The organism is Streptomyces sp. SID5643 (genome assembly GCF_009872555.1).
Lineage (GTDB): Bacteria > Actinomycetota > Actinomycetes > Streptomycetales > Streptomycetaceae > Streptomyces > Streptomyces iakyrus.
On the sequence record NZ_WWIC01000016.1, the window covers coordinates 24,848 to 42,158 of the forward strand.

The 17,311-nt window shown below is 69.8% G+C and carries 22 protein-coding genes; 16 read left to right on the plus strand and 6 right to left on the minus strand.

What is annotated here, in order from left to right; genetic code table 11:
* The first annotated feature begins 78 nt into the window (after nucleotides 1-78).
* The 7 genes from infA (at nucleotide 79) to truA (ending at nucleotide 4,250) form a co-directional block, all read left to right on the plus strand.
* A complete protein-coding gene (gene infA, locus GTY56_RS01875) occupies nucleotides 79-300 on the plus strand; it encodes a translation initiation factor IF-1 (protein ID WP_003948620.1) in 222 nt (73 codons plus the stop codon).
* Nucleotides 301-359: 59 nt separating this feature from the next.
* Nucleotides 360-473: a 50S ribosomal protein L36 gene (gene rpmJ / locus GTY56_RS01880; RefSeq protein ID WP_003974245.1), complete on the plus strand. Its 114-nt coding sequence runs from the start codon at nucleotides 360-362 to the stop codon at nucleotides 471-473.
* Between the two features lie 193 nt (nucleotides 474-666).
* A complete protein-coding gene (rpsM, locus tag GTY56_RS01885) occupies nucleotides 667-1,047 on the plus strand; it encodes a 30S ribosomal protein S13 (protein ID WP_004984507.1) in 381 nt (126 codons plus the stop codon).
* A gap of 64 nt (nucleotides 1,048-1,111) precedes the next feature.
* On the plus strand, nucleotides 1,112-1,516 hold the full coding sequence (gene rpsK / locus GTY56_RS01890) for a 30S ribosomal protein S11 (RefSeq protein ID WP_003956432.1): 405 nt from the start codon (nucleotides 1,112-1,114) through the stop codon (nucleotides 1,514-1,516).
* Between the two features lie 125 nt (nucleotides 1,517-1,641).
* Nucleotides 1,642-2,664 (plus strand): DNA-directed RNA polymerase subunit alpha, encoded by a 1,023-nt coding sequence (locus tag GTY56_RS01895; RefSeq protein WP_003966937.1) that lies wholly within the window; start codon nucleotides 1,642-1,644, stop codon nucleotides 2,662-2,664.
* A gap of 173 nt (nucleotides 2,665-2,837) precedes the next feature.
* Nucleotides 2,838-3,323 (plus strand): 50S ribosomal protein L17, encoded by a 486-nt coding sequence (gene rplQ / locus GTY56_RS01900; RefSeq protein ID WP_161361802.1) that lies wholly within the window; start codon nucleotides 2,838-2,840, stop codon nucleotides 3,321-3,323.
* 72 nt (nucleotides 3,324-3,395) lie between these two features.
* A complete protein-coding gene (gene truA, locus GTY56_RS01905) occupies nucleotides 3,396-4,250 on the plus strand; it encodes a tRNA pseudouridine(38-40) synthase TruA (protein ID WP_161361804.1) in 855 nt (284 codons plus the stop codon).
* A 7-nt stretch (nucleotides 4,251-4,257) separates the two neighbouring features.
* On the opposite strand, the gene GTY56_RS01910 is transcribed toward truA, so the two are convergent.
* Nucleotides 4,258-5,127, minus strand: a complete 870-nt coding sequence (locus GTY56_RS01910) for a hypothetical protein (RefSeq protein WP_161361806.1) — start codon at nucleotides 5,125-5,127, stop codon at nucleotides 4,258-4,260.
* A 74-nt stretch (nucleotides 5,128-5,201) separates the two neighbouring features.
* On the opposite strand from GTY56_RS01910, the gene GTY56_RS01915 reads away from it, so the two are divergent.
* The 4 genes from GTY56_RS01915 (at nucleotide 5,202) to glmM (ending at nucleotide 8,254) form a co-directional block, all read left to right on the plus strand.
* Nucleotides 5,202-5,513 (plus strand): hypothetical protein, encoded by a 312-nt coding sequence (locus tag GTY56_RS01915; RefSeq protein ID WP_161361808.1) that lies wholly within the window; start codon nucleotides 5,202-5,204, stop codon nucleotides 5,511-5,513.
* 217 nt (nucleotides 5,514-5,730) lie between these two features.
* The gene (rplM, locus tag GTY56_RS01920; RefSeq protein WP_161361810.1) at nucleotides 5,731-6,174 is read left to right on the plus strand and encodes a 50S ribosomal protein L13; all 444 of its coding nucleotides are present in this window, start codon (nucleotides 5,731-5,733) and stop codon (nucleotides 6,172-6,174) included.
* 42 nt (nucleotides 6,175-6,216) lie between these two features.
* Nucleotides 6,217-6,729, plus strand: coding sequence for a 30S ribosomal protein S9 (rpsI, locus tag GTY56_RS01925; RefSeq protein ID WP_053674532.1), 513 nt, complete (start codon nucleotides 6,217-6,219; stop codon nucleotides 6,727-6,729).
* Between the two features lie 166 nt (nucleotides 6,730-6,895).
* Nucleotides 6,896-8,254 carry a phosphoglucosamine mutase gene (gene glmM / locus GTY56_RS01930; protein ID WP_161361812.1) on the plus strand — a complete coding sequence of 453 codons (1,359 nt, stop codon included), beginning with the start codon at nucleotides 6,896-6,898 and terminating at the stop codon, nucleotides 8,252-8,254.
* Between the two features lie 108 nt (nucleotides 8,255-8,362).
* Here glmM and GTY56_RS01935 read toward each other — a convergent pair whose 3' ends face one another.
* Together GTY56_RS01935 and coaA are read right to left on the minus strand one after the other, a co-directional pair.
* Entirely contained in the window at nucleotides 8,363-9,298 is a 936-nt protein-coding gene (locus tag GTY56_RS01935; protein WP_161361829.1) for a DUF389 domain-containing protein, read from the minus strand.
* A gap of 31 nt (nucleotides 9,299-9,329) precedes the next feature.
* The gene (coaA, locus tag GTY56_RS01940; protein WP_161361831.1) at nucleotides 9,330-10,298 is read right to left on the minus strand and encodes a type I pantothenate kinase; all 969 of its coding nucleotides are present in this window, start codon (nucleotides 10,296-10,298) and stop codon (nucleotides 9,330-9,332) included.
* A gap of 191 nt (nucleotides 10,299-10,489) precedes the next feature.
* On the opposite strand from coaA, the gene GTY56_RS01945 reads away from it, so the two are divergent.
* The 3 genes from GTY56_RS01945 to glmS all read left to right on the plus strand — a co-directional run bounded on the left by GTY56_RS01945 (nucleotide 10,490) and on the right by glmS (nucleotide 14,252).
* Entirely contained in the window at nucleotides 10,490-11,497 is a 1,008-nt protein-coding gene (locus GTY56_RS01945) for an efflux ABC transporter ATPase subunit, DrrA-related (protein WP_161361815.1), read from the plus strand.
* Complete coding sequence (locus tag GTY56_RS01950) at nucleotides 11,494-12,309, plus strand: ABC transporter permease (RefSeq protein ID WP_161361816.1); 816 nt, start codon at nucleotides 11,494-11,496, stop codon at nucleotides 12,307-12,309. Before GTY56_RS01945 ends, GTY56_RS01950 begins: the two co-directional genes overlap by 4 nt.
* A gap of 95 nt (nucleotides 12,310-12,404) precedes the next feature.
* Complete coding sequence (gene glmS, locus GTY56_RS01955; RefSeq protein WP_161361819.1) at nucleotides 12,405-14,252, plus strand: glutamine--fructose-6-phosphate transaminase (isomerizing); 1,848 nt, start codon at nucleotides 12,405-12,407, stop codon at nucleotides 14,250-14,252.
* An 84-nt stretch (nucleotides 14,253-14,336) separates the two neighbouring features.
* Here glmS and GTY56_RS01960 read toward each other — a convergent pair whose 3' ends face one another.
* The gene (locus GTY56_RS01960; protein WP_161361821.1) at nucleotides 14,337-14,696 is read right to left on the minus strand and encodes a hypothetical protein; all 360 of its coding nucleotides are present in this window, start codon (nucleotides 14,694-14,696) and stop codon (nucleotides 14,337-14,339) included.
* 153 nt (nucleotides 14,697-14,849) lie between these two features.
* Between GTY56_RS01960 and GTY56_RS01965 the strand changes: the two genes are divergently transcribed.
* Nucleotides 14,850-15,221, plus strand: a complete 372-nt coding sequence (locus GTY56_RS01965; RefSeq protein WP_031133117.1) for a holo-ACP synthase — start codon at nucleotides 14,850-14,852, stop codon at nucleotides 15,219-15,221.
* Between the two features lie 42 nt (nucleotides 15,222-15,263).
* On the opposite strand, the gene GTY56_RS01970 is transcribed toward GTY56_RS01965, so the two are convergent.
* Together GTY56_RS01970 and GTY56_RS01975 are read right to left on the minus strand one after the other, a co-directional pair.
* Nucleotides 15,264-15,536, minus strand: coding sequence for a hypothetical protein (locus GTY56_RS01970; protein WP_161361823.1), 273 nt, complete (start codon nucleotides 15,534-15,536; stop codon nucleotides 15,264-15,266).
* A gap of 127 nt (nucleotides 15,537-15,663) precedes the next feature.
* Nucleotides 15,664-16,818, minus strand: a complete 1,155-nt coding sequence (locus GTY56_RS01975) for a hypothetical protein (RefSeq protein WP_161361825.1) — start codon at nucleotides 16,816-16,818, stop codon at nucleotides 15,664-15,666.
* A 196-nt stretch (nucleotides 16,819-17,014) separates the two neighbouring features.
* Between GTY56_RS01975 and GTY56_RS01980 the strand changes: the two genes are divergently transcribed.
* Nucleotides 17,015-17,311, plus strand: a 297-nt coding sequence (locus tag GTY56_RS01980) for an NAD(P)H-hydrate epimerase (RefSeq protein WP_272923332.1), incomplete at its 3' end; no start/stop codon positions are given.

Consider the following 17,311-nt stretch of genomic DNA (forward strand, 5'->3'; position numbering starts at 1 on the left):
TCGTCGGCTCTTGTGTACCCGCATGCCTGCATGCGCCCGCACAGAGTCGATCAAGGTAGTCGATTCGAAGGGCGAAGCGTGGCCAAGAAGCAAGGTGCCATCGAGATCGAGGGCACTGTCGTCGAGTCTCTTCCGAACGCCATGTTCAAGGTCGAGCTCCAGAACGGCCACCAGGTCCTGGCACACATCAGCGGCAAGATGCGTATGCACTACATCCGCATCCTCCCTGACGACCGGGTCGTGGTGGAGCTGTCTCCGTACGACCTGACCCGTGGCCGGATCGTCTACCGCTACAAGTAGATCTTGCCCGCATCCTGCCTCCGGCGGGGTGGTGGCACTGACCCGGAGAACCTCACCCAATGAAGGTCAAGCCGAGCGTCAAGAAGATCTGCGACAAGTGCAGGGTGATCCGCCGTCACGGCCGGGTCATGGTCATCTGCGACAACCCGCGCCACAAGCAGCGCCAGGGCTGACGCACGACCGATCCCTCTGCATCCATCGCAGAGATTCGCGCGACGCAAGCTGAATATGTTCATACGCAGGACCCAGGCGGACGCGTTCCGTCTGACACCCCCGGTTCGGAGGCTGGGGACTCAGTTCGTACCTGGTACGGCGGCTGGGAGTCGGTTCTGCGGAAGACCTCCGACAAGTAACTGGAGCCATTGAATGGCACGCGTTTCCGGTGTTGACATCCCGCGCGAAAAGCGCGTGGAGATCGCCCTCACCTACGTGTTCGGCATCGGCCGGACCCTCTCCCAGCAGACGCTGGCCGCCACCGGCGTGGACCCGAACACCCGTGTTCGGGACCTCTCCGAGGAGCAGCTGGTCGCGATCCGCGAGTACGTCGACAACAACATCAAGACCGAGGGTGACCTCCGTCGCGAGATCCAGGCCGACATCCGCCGCAAGGTCGAGATCGGCACCTACCAGGGTCTGCGTCACCGTCGTGGTCTGCCCGTCCGCGGTCAGCGCACCAGCACCAACGCTCGTACCCGCAAGGGTCCGCGTCGCGCCATCGCCGGCAAGAAGAAGCCGGGCAAGAAGTAGTCCACAGCGGACGCCTGTCCACGGTCTTCGCTGTAGGACCGACCACCTCCCGTAGGAGTTATAGATGCCCCCCAAGGGTCGTCAGGGCGCTGCCAAGAAGGTGCGCCGCAAGGAAAAGAAGAACGTCGCTCACGGCCACGCGCACATCAAGAGCACGTTCAACAACACGATCGTCTCGATCACGGACCCGTCCGGCAACGTGATCTCCTGGGCCTCCGCCGGCCACGTCGGCTTCAAGGGCTCCCGGAAGTCCACGCCGTTCGCCGCGCAGATGGCCGCCGAGTCGGCTGCCCGCCGCGCCCAGGAGCACGGCATGCGCAAGGTCGACGTCTTCGTCAAGGGCCCGGGCTCCGGTCGTGAGACCGCGATCCGCTCCCTCCAGGCCACCGGCCTCGAGGTCGGCTCGATCCAGGACGTCACGCCGACCCCGCACAACGGCTGCCGTCCGCCCAAGCGCCGCCGCGTCTGATCTTGGACGCAGGCCACTTGGTCTGAGGTTTTCGGGCGGTATGGCTCTTCGGGGCCATATCGCCCGTACCCTTGTTTCACATCAGGGCGTCAAATAGCGGGCGCCCCTGACAGAAGGATCACAACATGCTGATCGCTCAGCGTCCCTCGTTGACCGAAGAGGTCGTCGACGAATTCCGCTCCCGGTTCGTGATCGAGCCGCTGGAGCCGGGCTTCGGTTACACCCTCGGTAACTCCCTGCGCCGGACCCTCCTCTCCTCGATCCCGGGTGCGGCGGTCACGTCCATCCGCATCGACGGCGTGCTGCACGAGTTCACCACCGTGCCGGGCGTCAAGGAGGACGTCACCGACCTGATCCTCAACATCAAGCAGCTGGTCGTCTCCTCGGAGCACGACGAGCCGGTCGTGATGTACCTGCGCAAGCAGGGCCCGGGTCTGGTCACCGCCGCCGACATCGCGCCGCCGGCCGGTGTCGAGGTACACAACCCCGACCTCGTCCTCGCCACGCTCAACGGCAAGGGCAAGCTGGAGATGGAGCTGACGGTCGAGCGCGGCCGCGGTTACGTCTCCGCCGTGCAGAACAAGCAGGTCGGCCAGGAGATCGGCCGGATCCCGGTCGACTCGATCTACTCGCCGGTGCTCAAGGTCACCTACAAGGTCGAGGCCACGCGTGTCGAGCAGCGGACCGACTTCGACAAGCTGATCGTCGACGTCGAGACCAAGCAGGCGATGCGCCCGCGTGACGCCATGGCGTCCGCCGGCAAGACCCTGGTCGAGCTGTTCGGTCTCGCCCGCGAGCTGAACATCGACGCCGAGGGCATCGACATGGGCCCGTCCCCCACGGACGCCGCCCTGGCCGCCGATCTGGCGCTGCCGATCGAGGAGCTGGAGCTCACGGTCCGCTCCTACAACTGCCTCAAGCGTGAGGGCATCCACTCCGTGGGTGAGCTCGTGGCGCGTTCCGAGGCGGACCTGCTCGACATCCGCAACTTCGGTGCGAAGTCGATCGACGAGGTCAAGGCGAAGCTGGCGGGCATGGGCCTGGCGCTCAAGGACTCCCCGCCCGGATTCGACCCGACCGCCGCCGCGGACGCCTTCGGCGCCGACGACGACGCGGACGCCGGTTTCGTCGAGACCGAGCAGTACTAAGAGCCCGGGCCTTTCCGTCCGTACTCTGCCGCGGGTGCGCTGTGCTTGATCGCGCAGTTCCCCGCGCCCCCTCCAGGCCCCTGCGGGGGCCTGGATCTCCGACGGGCAACCGCTCGCTCGGATACTGACCCCGGTACCTGATACGGCCGGGGCAGACACCTAGGAGAAGCACCATGCCGAAGCCCACCAAGGGTGCCCGTATGGGCGGCAGCGCCGCGCACGAGAAGCTGATGCTCGCGAACCTCGCGAAGTCGCTCTTCGAGCACGGCCGCATCACCACCACCGAGGCGAAGGCCCGCAAGCTGCGGCCGTACGCCGAGCGTCTGGTCACCAAGGCGAAGAAGGGCGACCTTCACAACCGCCGTCAGGTGCTCCAGGTCATCACGGACAAGAGCATCGTGCACACGCTCTTCACCGAGATCGGCCCGCGCTACGAGAACCGTCCGGGTGGCTACACCCGCATCACCAAGATCGGTAACCGCCGTGGCGACAACGCGCCCATGGCCGTCATCGAGCTGGTCGAGGCTCTGACGGTGGCGCAGGAGGCGACGGGCGAGGCCGAGGCCGCGACCAAGCGCGCCGCCAAGGACGCCGACGCCGCCGAGGCTCAGGTCGACACGACCAAGGCCGAGGACGCCGAGGAGTCCAAGGACGCGTAAGCGTCTGCCGGGCGGGCCCGTTCCCTTTCACAGGGGGCGGGCCCGCCTTTGCGTTGGTGAGAGGATCCTGGGGTGAGTGACGAAGTAGAGGCCGGCCACGTCCGGGTCCGGCTTGATCTGTCGTACGACGGGAGTGAGTTCTCCGGGTGGGCCAAGCAGGCCGGGGGGCGGCGGACCGTGCAGGGGGAGATCGAGGACGCCCTGCGGACCGTGACACGGTCGCGGGAGACGTACGAACTGACCGTGGCGGGGCGTACCGATGCCGGGGTGCATGCGCGCGGGCAGGTCGCTCACGTCGACCTGCCGCGTGAGGTCTGGGCCGAGCACCACCAGAAGCTGCTGAAGCGGCTCGCCGGGCGGCTGCCGCGGGACGTCCGCGTCTGGGCCCTCAGGGAGGCGCCCAGCGGCTTCAATGCCCGCTTCTCGGCGGTCTGGAGGCGGTACGCCTACCGGGTCACCGACAATCCCGGGGGCGTCGACCCGCTGCTGCGCGGCCATGTGCTGTGGCACGACTGGCCCCTCGACGTGGACGCCATGAACGAGGCGGCCCGGGGCCTGCTGGGCGAGCACGACTTCGCCGCCTACTGCAAGAAGCGGGAAGGCGCGACCACGATCCGCACCCTCCAGAAGCTGAGTCTGGTGCGGGGGGACGACGGGATCATCACCGCCACCGTGCGGGCCGACGCCTTCTGCCACAACATGGTGCGCTCGCTCATCGGGGCGCTGCTGTTCGTCGGGGACGGGCACCGGCCCGCCGACTGGCCGGGGAAGGTGCTGGCGGCCGGCGTACGGGACTCGGCCGTGCACGTCGTACGGCCGCACGGACTGACGCTGGAGGAGGTCGGCTACCCGGCCGACGACCTGCTCGCCGCGCGCAACAAGGAGGCGCGGAACAAGCGGTCGCTGCCGTCGGCGGGCTGCTGCTGACCTTCGGCTATTCGTTGGCCGCGGCCGAGGCCTGGACCTCGCCGCGGCGGCGGATCTGGTCGAACGTGAACTGGGCGAGGTCGTCGCCGGTCTTGTAGACCGGGAGGTCCTTGGGCGTCACGTTCTTGCCGTTGGTGAAGCCGGCGTTGGTGAAGTAGGCGTAGCGGCCGTAGGAGTTGCTGGTCGTGCGGCAGAACCCGGATTCGCAGAAGGGCTTCACACCGCCGCCGGAGAGCGACTTCACGAAGCTCTTCTTGGTGCTCTGGCCCTTGGCCTTCACGGCCTGCGCCTCGGTGTCGAAGACGGCCACGCCGACCGTCACCGCCATGCCGTCCTTGACGTAGGTGGCGCGTATCAGGCGCGTGCAGTCGTTCGCCGTGAGGATCTTGGGGAGCGTGCCGCCGACCGCCGAGCCGCAGTTGCGGGTGTCGGCGGTGGGGCCCTTCTTGTACAGCGTCCCGGCCTCGGTCAGCTGGGTGCCCGGGAAGAGGGTGTCCGGGCTGAGCGGGGCCTTGTCCTTCTTCGCGCTGGCGATGAAGTCCTTCGGGTCCAGCGGGGGAGGGGCGCTGGTCGGGGCGAAGGACGGGGCCGAGGCGGTCTGGCTCGGGATGTCGGCCGACGGCAGGGAGGTCGGGTTCCCCTGCTTGTCGCTGCCCGCCGAGACGACGGCCACCGCGACGGCGGTGCCGATCGCGACGGTGGCGAACGCGCCGCCGCCGATCAGCAGCAGCCGGCGTCGCTTGTTGCGGGCCTCTGAGGCTTCAGCGAGCGCCGCCCAGTCCGGCGACTGGCCGCCCCCGCTGTTCCAGGGCTGCTGCGACTGCGGTTTCCAGGGATCCCACTGGGACTGAGGTCCCCCCTGCTGCCCAAAGCTCATGGGCCGCATCTTAGACGGGACAAGGGGTGTGCTGGTCCGCCCGGACGGGCTCTCCAACCCCTAGCGTTCCTCCCATGCGCACGGGCAAAGGCGACATCTCCGGGTGGTTGGGGCGAGTGCTGCCGGCGGTGGTGCTGCTGGGGTGTCTGCTGTCCTGGCCGGCCCTCGCGGCCGGGGTGTGGCCGTCGGTCCTGGTGGGGGCGCTGGGGGCGCGCCGCCGTCCGCGCGCCGGCCGGTCCGTGGTGCGGTGGTGTGCGGCTCTCGCTGTGGACGTCGCCGTCTCGGCGGTGTTCCCGTGCGTACGGCCGCTGCGGCGGCGGACGCTGCGGAGGGCCGTCACGCTCTGCGCCGTCCTGTACGTCTCCGTGACCGAGCGGCTTCGGTGATCCCGCGTTTTGACCCTTGTGGTGTACCCCGGTATTCTGCTTGTTCGTTGTGTATTGGCTTGCTCATTCTCACGGGACGGGCCCTTACACCGGTCCACCGGGCCGATGACCAGCGACCCCACGTACGCGGTATGCGTCGCCGCAGTGCGGTCCAGGCTGTCGTGATCGTTTCGGTGACCAGTTATGGACCATTCACTCGAAGCGAAGGCTACGAACCGTGCGTACGTACAGCCCCAAGCCCGGCGATGTGACGCGCCAGTGGCACGTCATCGACGCTCAGGACGTTGTCCTGGGCCGTCTCGCCACCACTGCCGCGACGCTCCTCCGGGGCAAGCACAAGCCGATCTACGCGCCGCACGTCGACGCTGGTGACTTCGTCATCATCATCAACGCCGACAAGGTGCACCTCTCCGGCAACAAGCGGATCCAGAAGATGGCGTACCGCCACTCCGGCTACCCGGGTGGTCTGCGCTCCGTCCGCTACGACGAGCTGCTGGACAAGAACCCCGAGAAGGCCATCGAGAAGGCCGTCAAGGGCATGCTCCCCAAGAACACGCTGGGCCGTCAGATGCTCTCGAAGCTGAAGGTCTACAAGGGTGACCAGCACCCGCACGGCGCGCAGCAGCCGCAGCCGTTCGAGATCACCCAGGTCGCGCAGTAAGTCCGGCCACCCCCTAAGACTGAAGAGAATCTGAGGAGCATCGTGGCCGAGACCACTGCCGAGCAGCCGCTCGAAGAGATCGACATCGACAGCTACACCACCGAGTCCGAGGTTCCCGTCGAGGGCGAGTACACCTCGGAGTCCATGGCGTCCCGCTTCGGCGAGCCCCAGCCGGCCGCCGGCCTGGGCCGTCGCAAGAACGCCATCGCCCGCGTCCGGATCGTCCCGGGCACCGGCAAGTGGAAGATCAACGGTCGCACCCTTGAGGACTACTTCCCCAACAAGGTGCACCAGCAGGAAGTCAACGAGCCGTTCAAGGTTCTCGAGCTCGAGGGCCGCTACGACGTCGTCGCCCGCATCGCCGGTGGCGGTGTCTCCGGCCAGGCCGGTGCGCTCCGTCTCGGTGTCGCCCGTGCGCTGAACGAGGCCGACGTCGACAACAACCGCGGCCCGCTGAAGAAGGCCGGCTTCCTCAAGCGCGACGACCGTGCGGTCGAGCGCAAGAAGGCCGGTCTGAAGAAGGCCCGCAAGGCTCCGCAGTACAGCAAGCGCTAATCGCGTCGCCCGTCCTTGCGACTGGCTTCGCAACGATCGCCCCGGCGGCACGGTTGTGCTGCCGGGGCGGTTTCGTTTACACATCCCCTACACCCCCCGGACAGTCTCAGGGGGTGCACTCGGGAATGTGAGCCGCATTCTCATCAGTAATTCGGAGGACACCACTGTGGGACGACTCTTCGGCACGGACGGCGTGCGCGGTGTCGCCAACGCGGATCTGACGGCGGAGATGGCCCTGGGCCTCTCCGTGGCCGCGGCACACGTACTGGCCGAGGCGGGCACGTTCGAGGGACACCGGCCGACCGCCGTGGTCGGACGTGACCCCCGTGCGTCCGGGGAGTTCCTGGAAGCCGCCGTGGTCGCGGGTCTCGCCAGTGCCGGCGTGGACGTCCTGCGGGTCGGCGTGCTGCCGACACCCGCCGTGGCGTACCTGACCGGGGAGCTCGGCGCCGACCTCGGTGTGATGCTCTCCGCCAGCCACAACGCCATGCCCGACAACGGCATCAAGTTCTTCGCCCGCGGCGGGCACAAGCTCGCCGACGAGCTGGAGGACCGGATCGAGTCCGTCTACGAGGAGCACCGCACCGGCGCCCCGTGGGACCGGCCGACCGGGGCCGGGGTGGGCCGCGTGCGCGCGTACGAGGAGGGCTCGGAGCGGTACGTCGCGCATCTGCTGAGCGTCCTGCCGAACCGTCTCGACGGGCTGAGGGTCGTCCTCGACGAGGCGCACGGCGCCGCCGCCCGGGTCTCGCCCGAGGCGTTCCAGCGGGCCGGTGCCGAGGTCGTCACGATCGGGGCCGAACCGGACGGGCTCAACATCAACGACGGGTGCGGTTCGACGCACCTGGACAAGATCAAGGCCGCCGTCGTCGAGCACGGCGCCGACCTCGGCATCGCGCACGACGGCGACGCCGACCGGTGCCTCGCCGTCGACCACACCGGTGCGGAGGTGGACGGTGACCAGATCCTCGCCGTGCTCGCGCTGGCGATGCGGGAGCGGTCCGTGCTGCGGTCCGAGACGGTCGTGGCCACGGTGATGTCGAACCTCGGGTTCAAGCTCGCCATGGAGCGCGAGGGCATCCGGCTGGTGCAGACCGCCGTCGGCGACCGGTACGTGCTGGAGGAGATGAAGGAGCACGGGTTCGCCCTCGGGGGCGAGCAGTCCGGGCATGTGATCATCCTCGACCACGCGACGACCGGTGACGGCACGCTGACCGGGCTGCTGCTGGCCGCTCGGGTGGCTCAGAGCGGCCGCACGCTGGCGGATCTCGCCGGTGTCATGGAGCGGCTGCCGCAGGTGCTGATCAATGTGCCGGATGTCGACCGGACGCGGGTGGGGACGTCCGCGGAGCTGTCGGCGGCCGTCGCGGACGCGGAGCGGGAGCTCGGGGAGACCGGGCGGGTGCTGCTGCGGCCCTCCGGCACCGAGCCGTTGGTCCGTGTGATGGTCGAGGCGGCCGATATCGAGCAGGCCCGGTCTGTGGCGGGGCGGTTGGCCGATGCGGTGAAGTCCGCGCTCGGCTAGGGAACCGGCTCGGGGGTGGGGGGCTGCGGTTGGCTTCGGGCTGACCGTCCGTCGTGGCTTGTCGCGCCCACGCGGCGGAGCCGCACATGGACACAGCCCCGCGCCCCTCTAGGCGTTGACCTTCTCGCGTTGTCTCGACCAGAGCCACTTCTGGATCAGCAGGGTGGCCGTGCCCGCGACGACGATGCCCAAGAGGTTCAGCAAAAGCTGTTCCGTGGAGCCCCACGTCTGTTTCGTGTCGCCGTAGCTCAGGGCCACGGCCGCGTTCGCCGCTGCCGGGACCGTGGTGACGGAGATGGCGACGCCCACCAGCGCGCCCGACTTGGCGGAGGTCAGGGAGAGGGTGCCGGCGATGCCGGCCAGGACCGCCACGACGAAGGAGAATTTGTCGGGGGCGTAGATGAAGCCGGTGTTGGGGCGGTCCGCCTCCAGACGGCTCTCGGTGAACTGGCCGGCCGCGTCCATCAGGAGGCTGAAACCGACCGTCACCGCCATCGCCACCGCGAAGCCCACCAGCAGCGCGATCAGCGAGCGAAGGGCCAGGCGCGGCCGGCGCCGGACGATCGCGGTGCAGATGCCGGTGAGGGGGCCGAACTCGGGGCCCACCGCCATGGCGCCCACGATCAGGATCGCGTTGTCCAGGACCACACCGCAGGCGGCGATCATGGTGGCGAGCGTGATGAACGCGAGGTAGGTGACGGAGAGGGTCGACTCCTCGTGCGTCGCCTCGGTCAGCTGCTCCCACAGGACCGCGTCCGCGCCTTCACCCGGAGCGTCGGCCTCGGCCCGGTCGGCCCGCTCGGACAGGGACAGGTCGATGGACTCGACGGAGATCGAGCCGGTGGTGTCGATGCCCAGTTCCCGCAGACCGGCGAGGAGTTCGTCGCCCGCCTCGCGCGCCACGTCGCACATCACCACGTCCCCGGCGGGGTCGCGGGCGGCGCCCGGCAGCACGACGAGGTGGGTGGTGCCGACCGTCTTCTCGATGAGCAGGATCACGTCGTCGGCCCGGTCGGCCGGTGTGATCACGCGCAGGTGGAGCATGGCGCTCATCCCGTCCGCCTTTCCGCTGCCGTCACAGTTTGCGCAGGCTGAGCCGCTGCACCTTGTGGTCCGGGCCCTTGCGCAGAACCAGGGTGGCCCGGCCGCGGGTGGGGGCGATGTTCTCCACGAGGTTGGGCCGGTTGATCGTGCGCCACATCGTCCGGGCGTAGTCGAGGGCCTCTTCCTCCGAGACCTGCGTGTACTTGCGGAAGTACGAGGACGGGTTCTGGAAGGCGGTCGCGCGCAGCTTGCGGAAGCGGTTGAGGTACCAGGTCTCGATGTCCTCGACGCGGGCGTCGACGTACACGCTGAAGTCGAAGTAGTCGGCCAGACCGACGCGGGTGCGGCCGTCCTTGCCGGGCAGGGCCGGCTGGAGGACGTTCAGGCCCTCGACGATCAGGATGTCGGGGCGGCGGACCGTGAGCCTCTTGTCGGGGACGATGTCGTAGATGAGGTGGGAGTAGACGGGCGCGGTGACCTCGTCCTTGCCGGCCTTGATGTCGGCGACGAAGCGGGTCAGGGCACGGCGGTCGTACGACTCGGGGAAGCCCTTGCGGGACATCAGGCCGCGGGCCTGGAGTTCCTGGGTGGGCAGCAGGAAGCCGTCGGTGGTGACCAGCTCGACGCGCGGGTGCTCGGGCCAGCGCGAGAGCAGGGCCTGGAGGAGGCGGGCGACCGTCGACTTGCCCACGGCGACCGAACCGGCCACGCCTATGACGAACGGGGTGCCCGACTGGGAGCCCTGTTCGCCCAGGAACGTGTTCAGCGCGCCTCTGAGGCCGTCGGTGGCACCGACGTAGAGGTTGAGGAGGCGGGACAGCGGGAGGTAGATGTCCCGCACCTCGTCGAGGTCGATCACGTCGCCGAGACCGCGCAGCTTCTCGACCTCCTCGGCCGTCAGCGGCAGCGGCGTCTTGTCACGCAGCGCGCTCCACTCGGTTCGGGTGAGGTCGACGTAGGGAGTCGCCTCCGGGCGGGGCCGGTGGGCGCTCCGGGGCATCGAGGAGACCGGAGAGATCACAGTCCATTGTTACGGGCGTACGAACGGATGGTGAGGTGGGATCCGTCACGCGTGGTGTTCGTCCCGCTTCCTCCTGAGAAACGACGGTGCAGGAGGAATGTCAGTGGTGTGCGTCACAGTTGTGGGAGAGGTGGACCCGGTCCGGGGTCCACGGACGCCTGGGGGTTCCCATGACGTACGCGATAGAGGCGGAGGGCCTGGTCAAGCGGTTCAAGGAGACCGAGGCGCTGGCCGGTGTCGACCTGGCGGCCCGCAAGGGCACGGTGCTCGGGCTGCTGGGGCCCAACGGTGCGGGGAAGACGACGGCGGTGCGGATCTTCGCGACACTGCTGCGCCCGGACCGGGGCAGGGCCCGCGTGGCCGGCCACGACGTGGTCCGGGAGGCCGGGGTCGTCCGCTCCCTCGTCGGGCTGACCGGGCAGTACGCGGCGGTCGACGAGAACCTGACCGGCACGGAGAACCTGCTGCTCATCGGCCGGCTGCTGGGCCTGCCGAGGCGGGAGGCGAAGGCGCGGGCCGGTGAGCTGCTGGAGCGGTTCCAGCTGACCCACGCGGCCGGGCGGGCCGCGAAGACCTTCTCGGGCGGCATGCGCAGGCGCCTGGACCTCGCCGCCAGTCTGGTCGGCCGCCCCAGCATCCTCTTCCTCGACGAGCCGACCACGGGTCTCGATCCACACAGCCGTGGTGAGCTGTGGGACCTGCTGCGCGGGCTGGTCGCGGACGGTGCGACGGCGCTGCTGACCACGCAGTACCTGAACGAGGCCGACGTCCTCGCCGACGACATCGTGGTGATCGACAAGGGCCGCGTGATCGCCGAGGGCACGCCGGACCAGTTGAAGGCACAGGTCGGCGGCCAGGTGCTGGAGCTCAGGCCGATCGCCGGGCAGGACCTCGCGCGGGCACACGCGCTGGTGGCCGGGGCGGCGGGGCCGCAGGCCAGGATCGAGGGCGAGACGGTCACCGCCCCGGTGAAGGACCCCGAGCTGATGCCGGCCGTCGTGCGCGCGCTGGACCGGGAGGGCATCGCGGTCGGGGAGCTGGCCCTGCGCCGCTCCTCCCTCGACGAGGTCTTCCTCTCCCTGACCGGCCACCGCGCCGAGCCGGGCGAGGCCGAGGAGGACGGCGGCGCGGCAGTCCGGGAGGACGAGGAGCTGGAGAAGGCGGTGAGCCGGTCATGACCGCCACCGCCACCACCCTCACCGCACCGGTCACCGCGTCGGGCCGGGTGCCGCCCCTCGCCGGGCTGCGGCAGACCTTCACGATGGCGTGGCGGAGCCTGGTCGCCGTCAAGCACAACCCGCTCGAACTGGTCGACTACAGCATCACGCCGATCATGTTCGTCTTCCTGTTCACCTACGTGCTGGGCGGACAGATGGCCGGCTCGCCCGACGCGTACCTGAAGTACGCGCTGCCCGGGATCATCGTGCAGAACACCCTGTTCATGACGATGTACACGGCGATGGCGCTGAACACCGACCTCACCAAGGGCGTCTTCGACCGGCTGCGCAGTCTGCCCATCGCCCGCTCCGCGCCGCTCATCGGCAGGATCACCGCGGACCTGGCGAAGCACCTGTGGGCGCTGCTGCTGATGATCGGCCTCGGCCTGGTGCTCGGTTTCCGCGTCACCGGCGGATTCGGCGGCTTCCTGCTCGGCACCCTGCTGGTGGTGGTGTTCGCCGCGGCCGTCTCCTGGAGCGCGGTGCTGATCGGGATGCTGGCCGGCGACGCCGAGAAGGTCCAGGCGTTCGCCTTCACGCTCATCTTCCCGATCACCTTCACCAGCAGTGCGTTCGTCGTCGTCGACACGATGCCCGGCTGGCTCCAGGCCTGGAGCGACGTCAATCCGGTGACCCACCTGTCGGACGCGTTCCGGGGGCTGCTGCTGGGCGGGGCGGTGGCGGAGCCGGTGCTGTGGTCGTTGGTGTGGGCGGCGGGCATCGCCCTGGTGTTCTATCCGCTGGCCATGCGGGCTTATCGGGCGAAGGTCTGAGGAGCCGCCGCAGGGGTCACCGAAGGCTGGATTATTTCCGATTCCGGGCACGCGGAAGGGGTTTTCCAAGAGCGTCGGCCCGTAGGCTGCGGCTCATGTGCGGAATCGTGGGATACGTGGGGCCGCAGTCGGCGCTCGATGTGGTGATGGCCGGGCTGAAGCGGCTGGAGTACCGGGGGTACGACTCGGCGGGCGTCGCCGTCCTGGCCGACGGCGGGCTGGCGGCGGCGAAGAAGGCCGGCAAGCTCCTCAACCTGGAGAAGGAACTGGACGGCAGGCCGCTGCCGGCGGGCGCCACGGGCATCGGGCACACGCGTTGGGCCACGCACGGCGGGCCGACGGACACCAACGCCCACCCGCACATCGACAACGCGGGACGGGTCGCGGTGGTGCACAACGGCATCATCGAGAACTTCGCCGAGCTGCGGGCCGAGCTGGCGGAGCGCGGCCACGAGCTGGCCTCCGAGACGGACACCGAGGTCGTCGCGCATCTGCTCGCCGAGGAGTTCTCCTCCTGCGCGGATCTCGCCGAGGCGATGCGGCTGGTGTGCCGGCGGCTGGAGGGCGCGTTCACGCTGGTCGCGGTGCACGCCGACGAGCCGGACGTGGTGGTGGGCGCGCGGCGGAACTCACCGCTGGTGGTCGGCGTCGGCGAGGGCGAGGCCTTCCTCGCCTCGGACGTCGCCGCGTTCATCGCCCACACGCGCTCGGCGATCGAGCTCGGCCAGGACCAGGTGGCGGAGCTGCGCCGGGACGGCGTGACGGTGACCGGCTTCGACGGCCGCCCGGCCGACGTCCGCTCGTACCACGTCGACTGGGACGCGTCGGCCGCGGAGAAGGGCGGCTACGACTACTTCATGCTCAAGGAGATCGCCGAGCAGCCCAAGGCGGTCGCCGACACCCTGCTGGGGCGGATCGACGGTTCCGGGTCGCTGACGCTGGACGAGGTCCGGATCCCTCCAGGGGTGCTGCGGGAGATCGACAAGGTCGTCATCGTCGCCTGCGGCACCGCCTTCCACGCCGGGATGATCGCCAAGTACGCGATCGAGCACTTCACGCGGCTGCCCTGTGAGGTGGAGCTGGCGAGCGAGTTCCGCTACCGGGACCCGATCCTGGACGCGCAGACGCTCGTCATCGCCATCTCCCAGTCCGGCGAGACCATGGACACGCTGATGGCGCTGCGGCACGCCCGCGAGCAGGGCTCCAAGGTGCTGGCCATCTGCAACACCAACGGCTCGACGATCCCGCGCGAGTCGGACGCGGTGCTGTACACGCACGCCGGGCCGGAGGTGGCCGTCGCCTCGACCAAGGCGTTCCTGACGCAGCTCGTGGCGTGCTACCTGGTCGCGCTGTACCTGGGCCAGGTGCGGGGCACGAAGTGGGGCGACGAGATCCGGGCGGTGATCCGCGACCTGTCCTCGATCGCCGGTGCGGTGGATCAGGTGCTGGGCACGATGGAGCCGGTGCGGGAGCTGGCCCGCACGCTGGCCTCGAAGAAGACGGTGCTGTTCCTGGGGCGGCACGTGGGGTATCCGGTGGCGCTAGAAGGCGCGCTGAAGCTCAAGGAGCTCGCCTACATGCACGCGGAGGGGTTCGCGGCAGGGGAGCTGAAGCACGGGCCGATCGCCCTGATCGAGGAGGACCTGCCGGTGGTCGTGGTGGTGCCGTCGCCGCGCGGGCGCTCGGTGCTGCACGACAAGATCGTGTCCAACATCCAGGAGATCCGGGCGCGGGGTGCCCGGACGATCGTGATCGCGGAGGAGGGCGACGAGGCGGTCGTGCCGTACGCGGACCACCTGGTCCGGATTCCCGCCACGCCGACCCTGTTGCAGCCGCTCGTCGCGACGGTGCCGCTTCAGGTGTTCGCGTGCGAGCTGGCGACGGCCCGGGGGAACGAGGTGGACCAGCCGCGGAACCTGGCCAAGTCGGTGACGGTGGAGTGAGCGGGAGTCCGAAGTGAGCCAGAGGGGCGAACGGCCGGATGCCCTTCGCCCCTCGCCGGCCGGTCAGGCCGTCAGGTATCCGGCTCAGACGGGCAGGCAGGCCGCCGGGACCCAGCCTTCCTTGCTGGTGCTGTTGGGGCCGCCGAAGTACCACTTGTTGCTCGTCTTGCCGCAGGCCGTGTAGGTGCCGCCCTTGGTGGGCTTGCGGTCGCCGAAGCAGACACCGCCCGGCTTGCCCTTGCCCCAGGTGCCGAGCGCCGTGGAGCTCGTCTTGGGCTGGCTGCGGAGGTTGACGGTCTGCTTGGGCTTCACGTTGGTCAGCGCGCTGCTGCAGTCCGGCTTCGTCGCCGCTGCGGCGGTCCCGGCGGTGGCGACGGTGCCGGTGAGGGCCGTGGCGAAAAGGGCCATGGCGGTGGCCGCGGTTCCCAGCGACGTGAACTTCATGACGTCCTCCCGTTTGTGTGCGATGCCGTTTGCTCATCGCGGTCAGCGCGAACTCTATAGCGGGCGGGTGCAGTTGAGGATCATGGGGTGGCCCGCGCGGCGTATCGGACGCCTCTCCTGCCGGATCCCGCCCGTCACCGTAGGGTGCTGTCCATGAGCATCATCGGGGTCGGCATCGACGTTGCCGAGATCGAGCGGTTCGCGGCTTCACTGGAGCGCACGCCCGCCCTGGCCGGGCGGCTGTTCGTGGAGCGGGAGTTGCTGCTGCCCAGCGGGGAGCGACGGGGGGTCGCCTCGCTCGCCGCGCGGTTCGCGGCCAAGGAGGCCCTGGCCAAGGCGCTCGGCGCTCCGCCCGGCCTGCTCTGGACCGACGCAGAGGTGTGCGTCGAGGACAGCGGCCGGCCCCGGCTGCGGGTGACCGGGACGGTCGCCGCGCGGGCCGCCGAACTCGGCGTGCGGACCTGGCACGTGTCGCTGAGTCACGACGCGGGCGTCGCCTCGGCCGTGGTCATCGCCGAGGCGTGAGGCACACCTCACTGAGGGTGTCAGGGAAGGTGCCCGCAACCCCTACGCCAGGCTCCAGAGCAGCGTGACCGTGCCGACGAAGCCGATCGCGCCCAGGGCCGTACCGACTGCCGCCGGCCACAGCCGGCCCGTCCCCCTGCGGGCGTAGTGGAGGCCCATCGCCCCGAAGGCCACCGCGAGCGCTCCGGCCAGGACCGTCCACGGGAACAGGAACGCCCAGGTGCCCGCGGCCGAGAAGACACCGAAGATCAGGGCCGTGGGGCCGAGGGCGGTGGCGGGGCTGTCTTCTTCTCCGGGTGCTGTCGAGCTGGTCATGTCTCGCCGATCCCCCTTTTTGAACGAGTTCAAAACACGGCTCGATCGTACGCCGTGAAAGGGGCGGTCCGGGGGGAGGGCCCCGAAGCCCCCGCCGAGTGGGGTGGCGAGGGCTCCGGGAGCAGGGTCAGCAGACCGACTGGCTCGTGTTCACCCGCGTGATGTTGCGGAACTCCGTGTTCTCGCCGCACGGGCTCTCCCTGATGGCCGAGTTGGTGACCGTCAGGTTCTGGATGGTGATGTCCTTGTTGTTGGCGAACTCCGAGCGGGCCGCCAGGCGCAGTTCGCCGCCGCCCGTGATCGTGCCGCTCTGCGCCGCGAGGCTGACGTTGTAGCAGTTCTCGATCAGGACCGAGTTGTTGCCCGTGTTGGAGAGCGTCACCTTGTCGATGACGGCCCCGCCGCTCTCCGAGACGCAGAACACGCCGCGTCCGCCGCCCCGGGCGACGACCTCTCCGACGCGGATGTTGGCGGGGTAGCCGCTGCCGATCCGGCCGTTGCGGTTGGCCATGCGGAAGGCGGCGTAGCCGGTGCCGGTGCCGGCGTTCTCCGCGTCCACCTTGGTGACCCTGGCGTTGATGGTCTGGTTGAGCAGCAGGCCCGACTCGCCGACGTTGCGGGCCGTGACCGTGCCGATGGTGATGCCGTCGACGCCGTAGGTCTCGACCGCGTGGCTGGACGCGCCGGAGACGTAGACGTTGTCGATGCGGACGTTGCGCGTCCACTGACTGGTGTCGCCGCGGTTGTCGATGCGGACGCCCAGGCCGCGGGAGAGGCGCATGTCGATCTGGCCGAGCACCACGTTCTGGACGTTGCGCAGGAAGATGCCGTACAGCGGGGTGCCGGTGAGCTTGAGGTTCTGGACCTCGACGTCGCGGGTGCCGCGCGAGTACACCGGCGCCTGGTCGCCCGAGCCGCTGCCGGTGACGTTGATCGTGCCGCAGACGTCGAGGACGGTGTAGCTCGGCAGGGAGATGCGGGAGCCCGCCGGGATCGAGCCCGAGCCGCGGACCACGACCCGTTCCTTCGCGGTGCGCCCGGCGGTGAGGCTGTTGACGGCCGCCTGGACGGCCGCGCGCAGGTCGGTGCCGGTGTAGACCGTGCTGCCGCCGCGCCGGGCGGTCCAGGTGCCGCCGCTCTGCACGGCCTCGGCCTGGTAGGAGCCGTCTCCGCAGGCCAGTGCGCGCGTGGGGGCGGCCGTGGCGGGGGCGGTCAGGGTGCCGGCGGCGGTGAGGAGGGCTGTGGCGCCGGCGGCGGCCAGTAATGCGGCTCTGCGTCCCATGGGGGCCTCGGTTTCGTCGAACGTGGGGGTGTGTGCAAGCGCTTTCTGCGCGGCCGGGAGTCTGGCAAAGGGGCGGTACAGCGTCAATGGATGCGACACGGTTCCGCACGGCACGGGGTGGGCCGGCCGGGCGGGGAGATGCGGGAGGTGCGTGTGAGGGGGAGTGGCCCGGCGGTCGTACGGGAAACTCGACCGCATGCGTACTGCGTACAGCGTGGAGACGGTCCGGACCGCCGAACGGGAGCTGATGGCGCGGCTGCCGGAGGGGGCGTTGATGCAACGCGCCGCCGCCGGACTCGCCGCGGCCTGCGCCGACCTGCTGGGGCGGGTGTACGGGAGCAGGGTCGTGCTCCTGGTCGGCAGCGGCGACAACGGGGGTGACGCCCTGTTCGCCGGGGCCCGGCTGGCCCGCCGGGGGGCCGGGGTCACGGCGGTGCTGCTCGCGCCGGAGCGGACGCACGCGGCGGGGCTCGCGGCGTTGCGGCGGGCCGGG

Bases quoted from the DNA above. Each gene is read 5' to 3' on its own strand.
- rpmJ (WP_003974245.1), top strand. From the start codon at position 360: ATGAAGGTCAAGCCGAGCGTCAAGAAGATCTGCGACAAGTGCAGGGTG.
- rpsM (WP_004984507.1), top strand. From the start codon at position 667: ATGGCACGCGTTTCCGGTGTTGACATCCCGCGCGAAAAGCGCGTGGAG.
- rpsK (WP_003956432.1), top strand. From the start codon at position 1,112: ATGCCCCCCAAGGGTCGTCAGGGCGCTGCCAAGAAGGTGCGCCGCAAG.
- GTY56_RS01895 (WP_003966937.1), top strand. From the start codon at position 1,642: ATGCTGATCGCTCAGCGTCCCTCGTTGACCGAAGAGGTCGTCGACGAA.
- rplQ (WP_161361802.1), top strand. From the start codon at position 2,838: ATGCCGAAGCCCACCAAGGGTGCCCGTATGGGCGGCAGCGCCGCGCAC.
- GTY56_RS01910 (WP_161361806.1), bottom strand. From the start codon at position 5,127: ATGAGCTTTGGGCAGCAGGGGGGACCTCAGTCCCAGTGGGATCCCTGG.
- GTY56_RS01915 (WP_161361808.1), top strand. From the start codon at position 5,202: ATGCGCACGGGCAAAGGCGACATCTCCGGGTGGTTGGGGCGAGTGCTG.
- GTY56_RS01935 (WP_161361829.1), bottom strand. From the start codon at position 9,298: ATGCTCCACCTGCGCGTGATCACACCGGCCGACCGGGCCGACGACGTG.
- coaA (WP_161361831.1), bottom strand. From the start codon at position 10,298: ATGCCCCGGAGCGCCCACCGGCCCCGCCCGGAGGCGACTCCCTACGTC.
- GTY56_RS01945 (WP_161361815.1), top strand. From the start codon at position 10,490: ATGACGTACGCGATAGAGGCGGAGGGCCTGGTCAAGCGGTTCAAGGAG.
- GTY56_RS01950 (WP_161361816.1), top strand. From the start codon at position 11,494: ATGACCGCCACCGCCACCACCCTCACCGCACCGGTCACCGCGTCGGGC.
- glmS (WP_161361819.1), top strand. From the start codon at position 12,405: ATGTGCGGAATCGTGGGATACGTGGGGCCGCAGTCGGCGCTCGATGTG.
- GTY56_RS01960 (WP_161361821.1), bottom strand. From the start codon at position 14,696: ATGAAGTTCACGTCGCTGGGAACCGCGGCCACCGCCATGGCCCTTTTC.
- GTY56_RS01965 (WP_031133117.1), top strand. From the start codon at position 14,850: ATGAGCATCATCGGGGTCGGCATCGACGTTGCCGAGATCGAGCGGTTC.
- GTY56_RS01970 (WP_161361823.1), bottom strand. From the start codon at position 15,536: ATGACCAGCTCGACAGCACCCGGAGAAGAAGACAGCCCCGCCACCGCC.
- GTY56_RS01975 (WP_161361825.1), bottom strand. From the start codon at position 16,818: ATGGGACGCAGAGCCGCATTACTGGCCGCCGCCGGCGCCACAGCCCTC.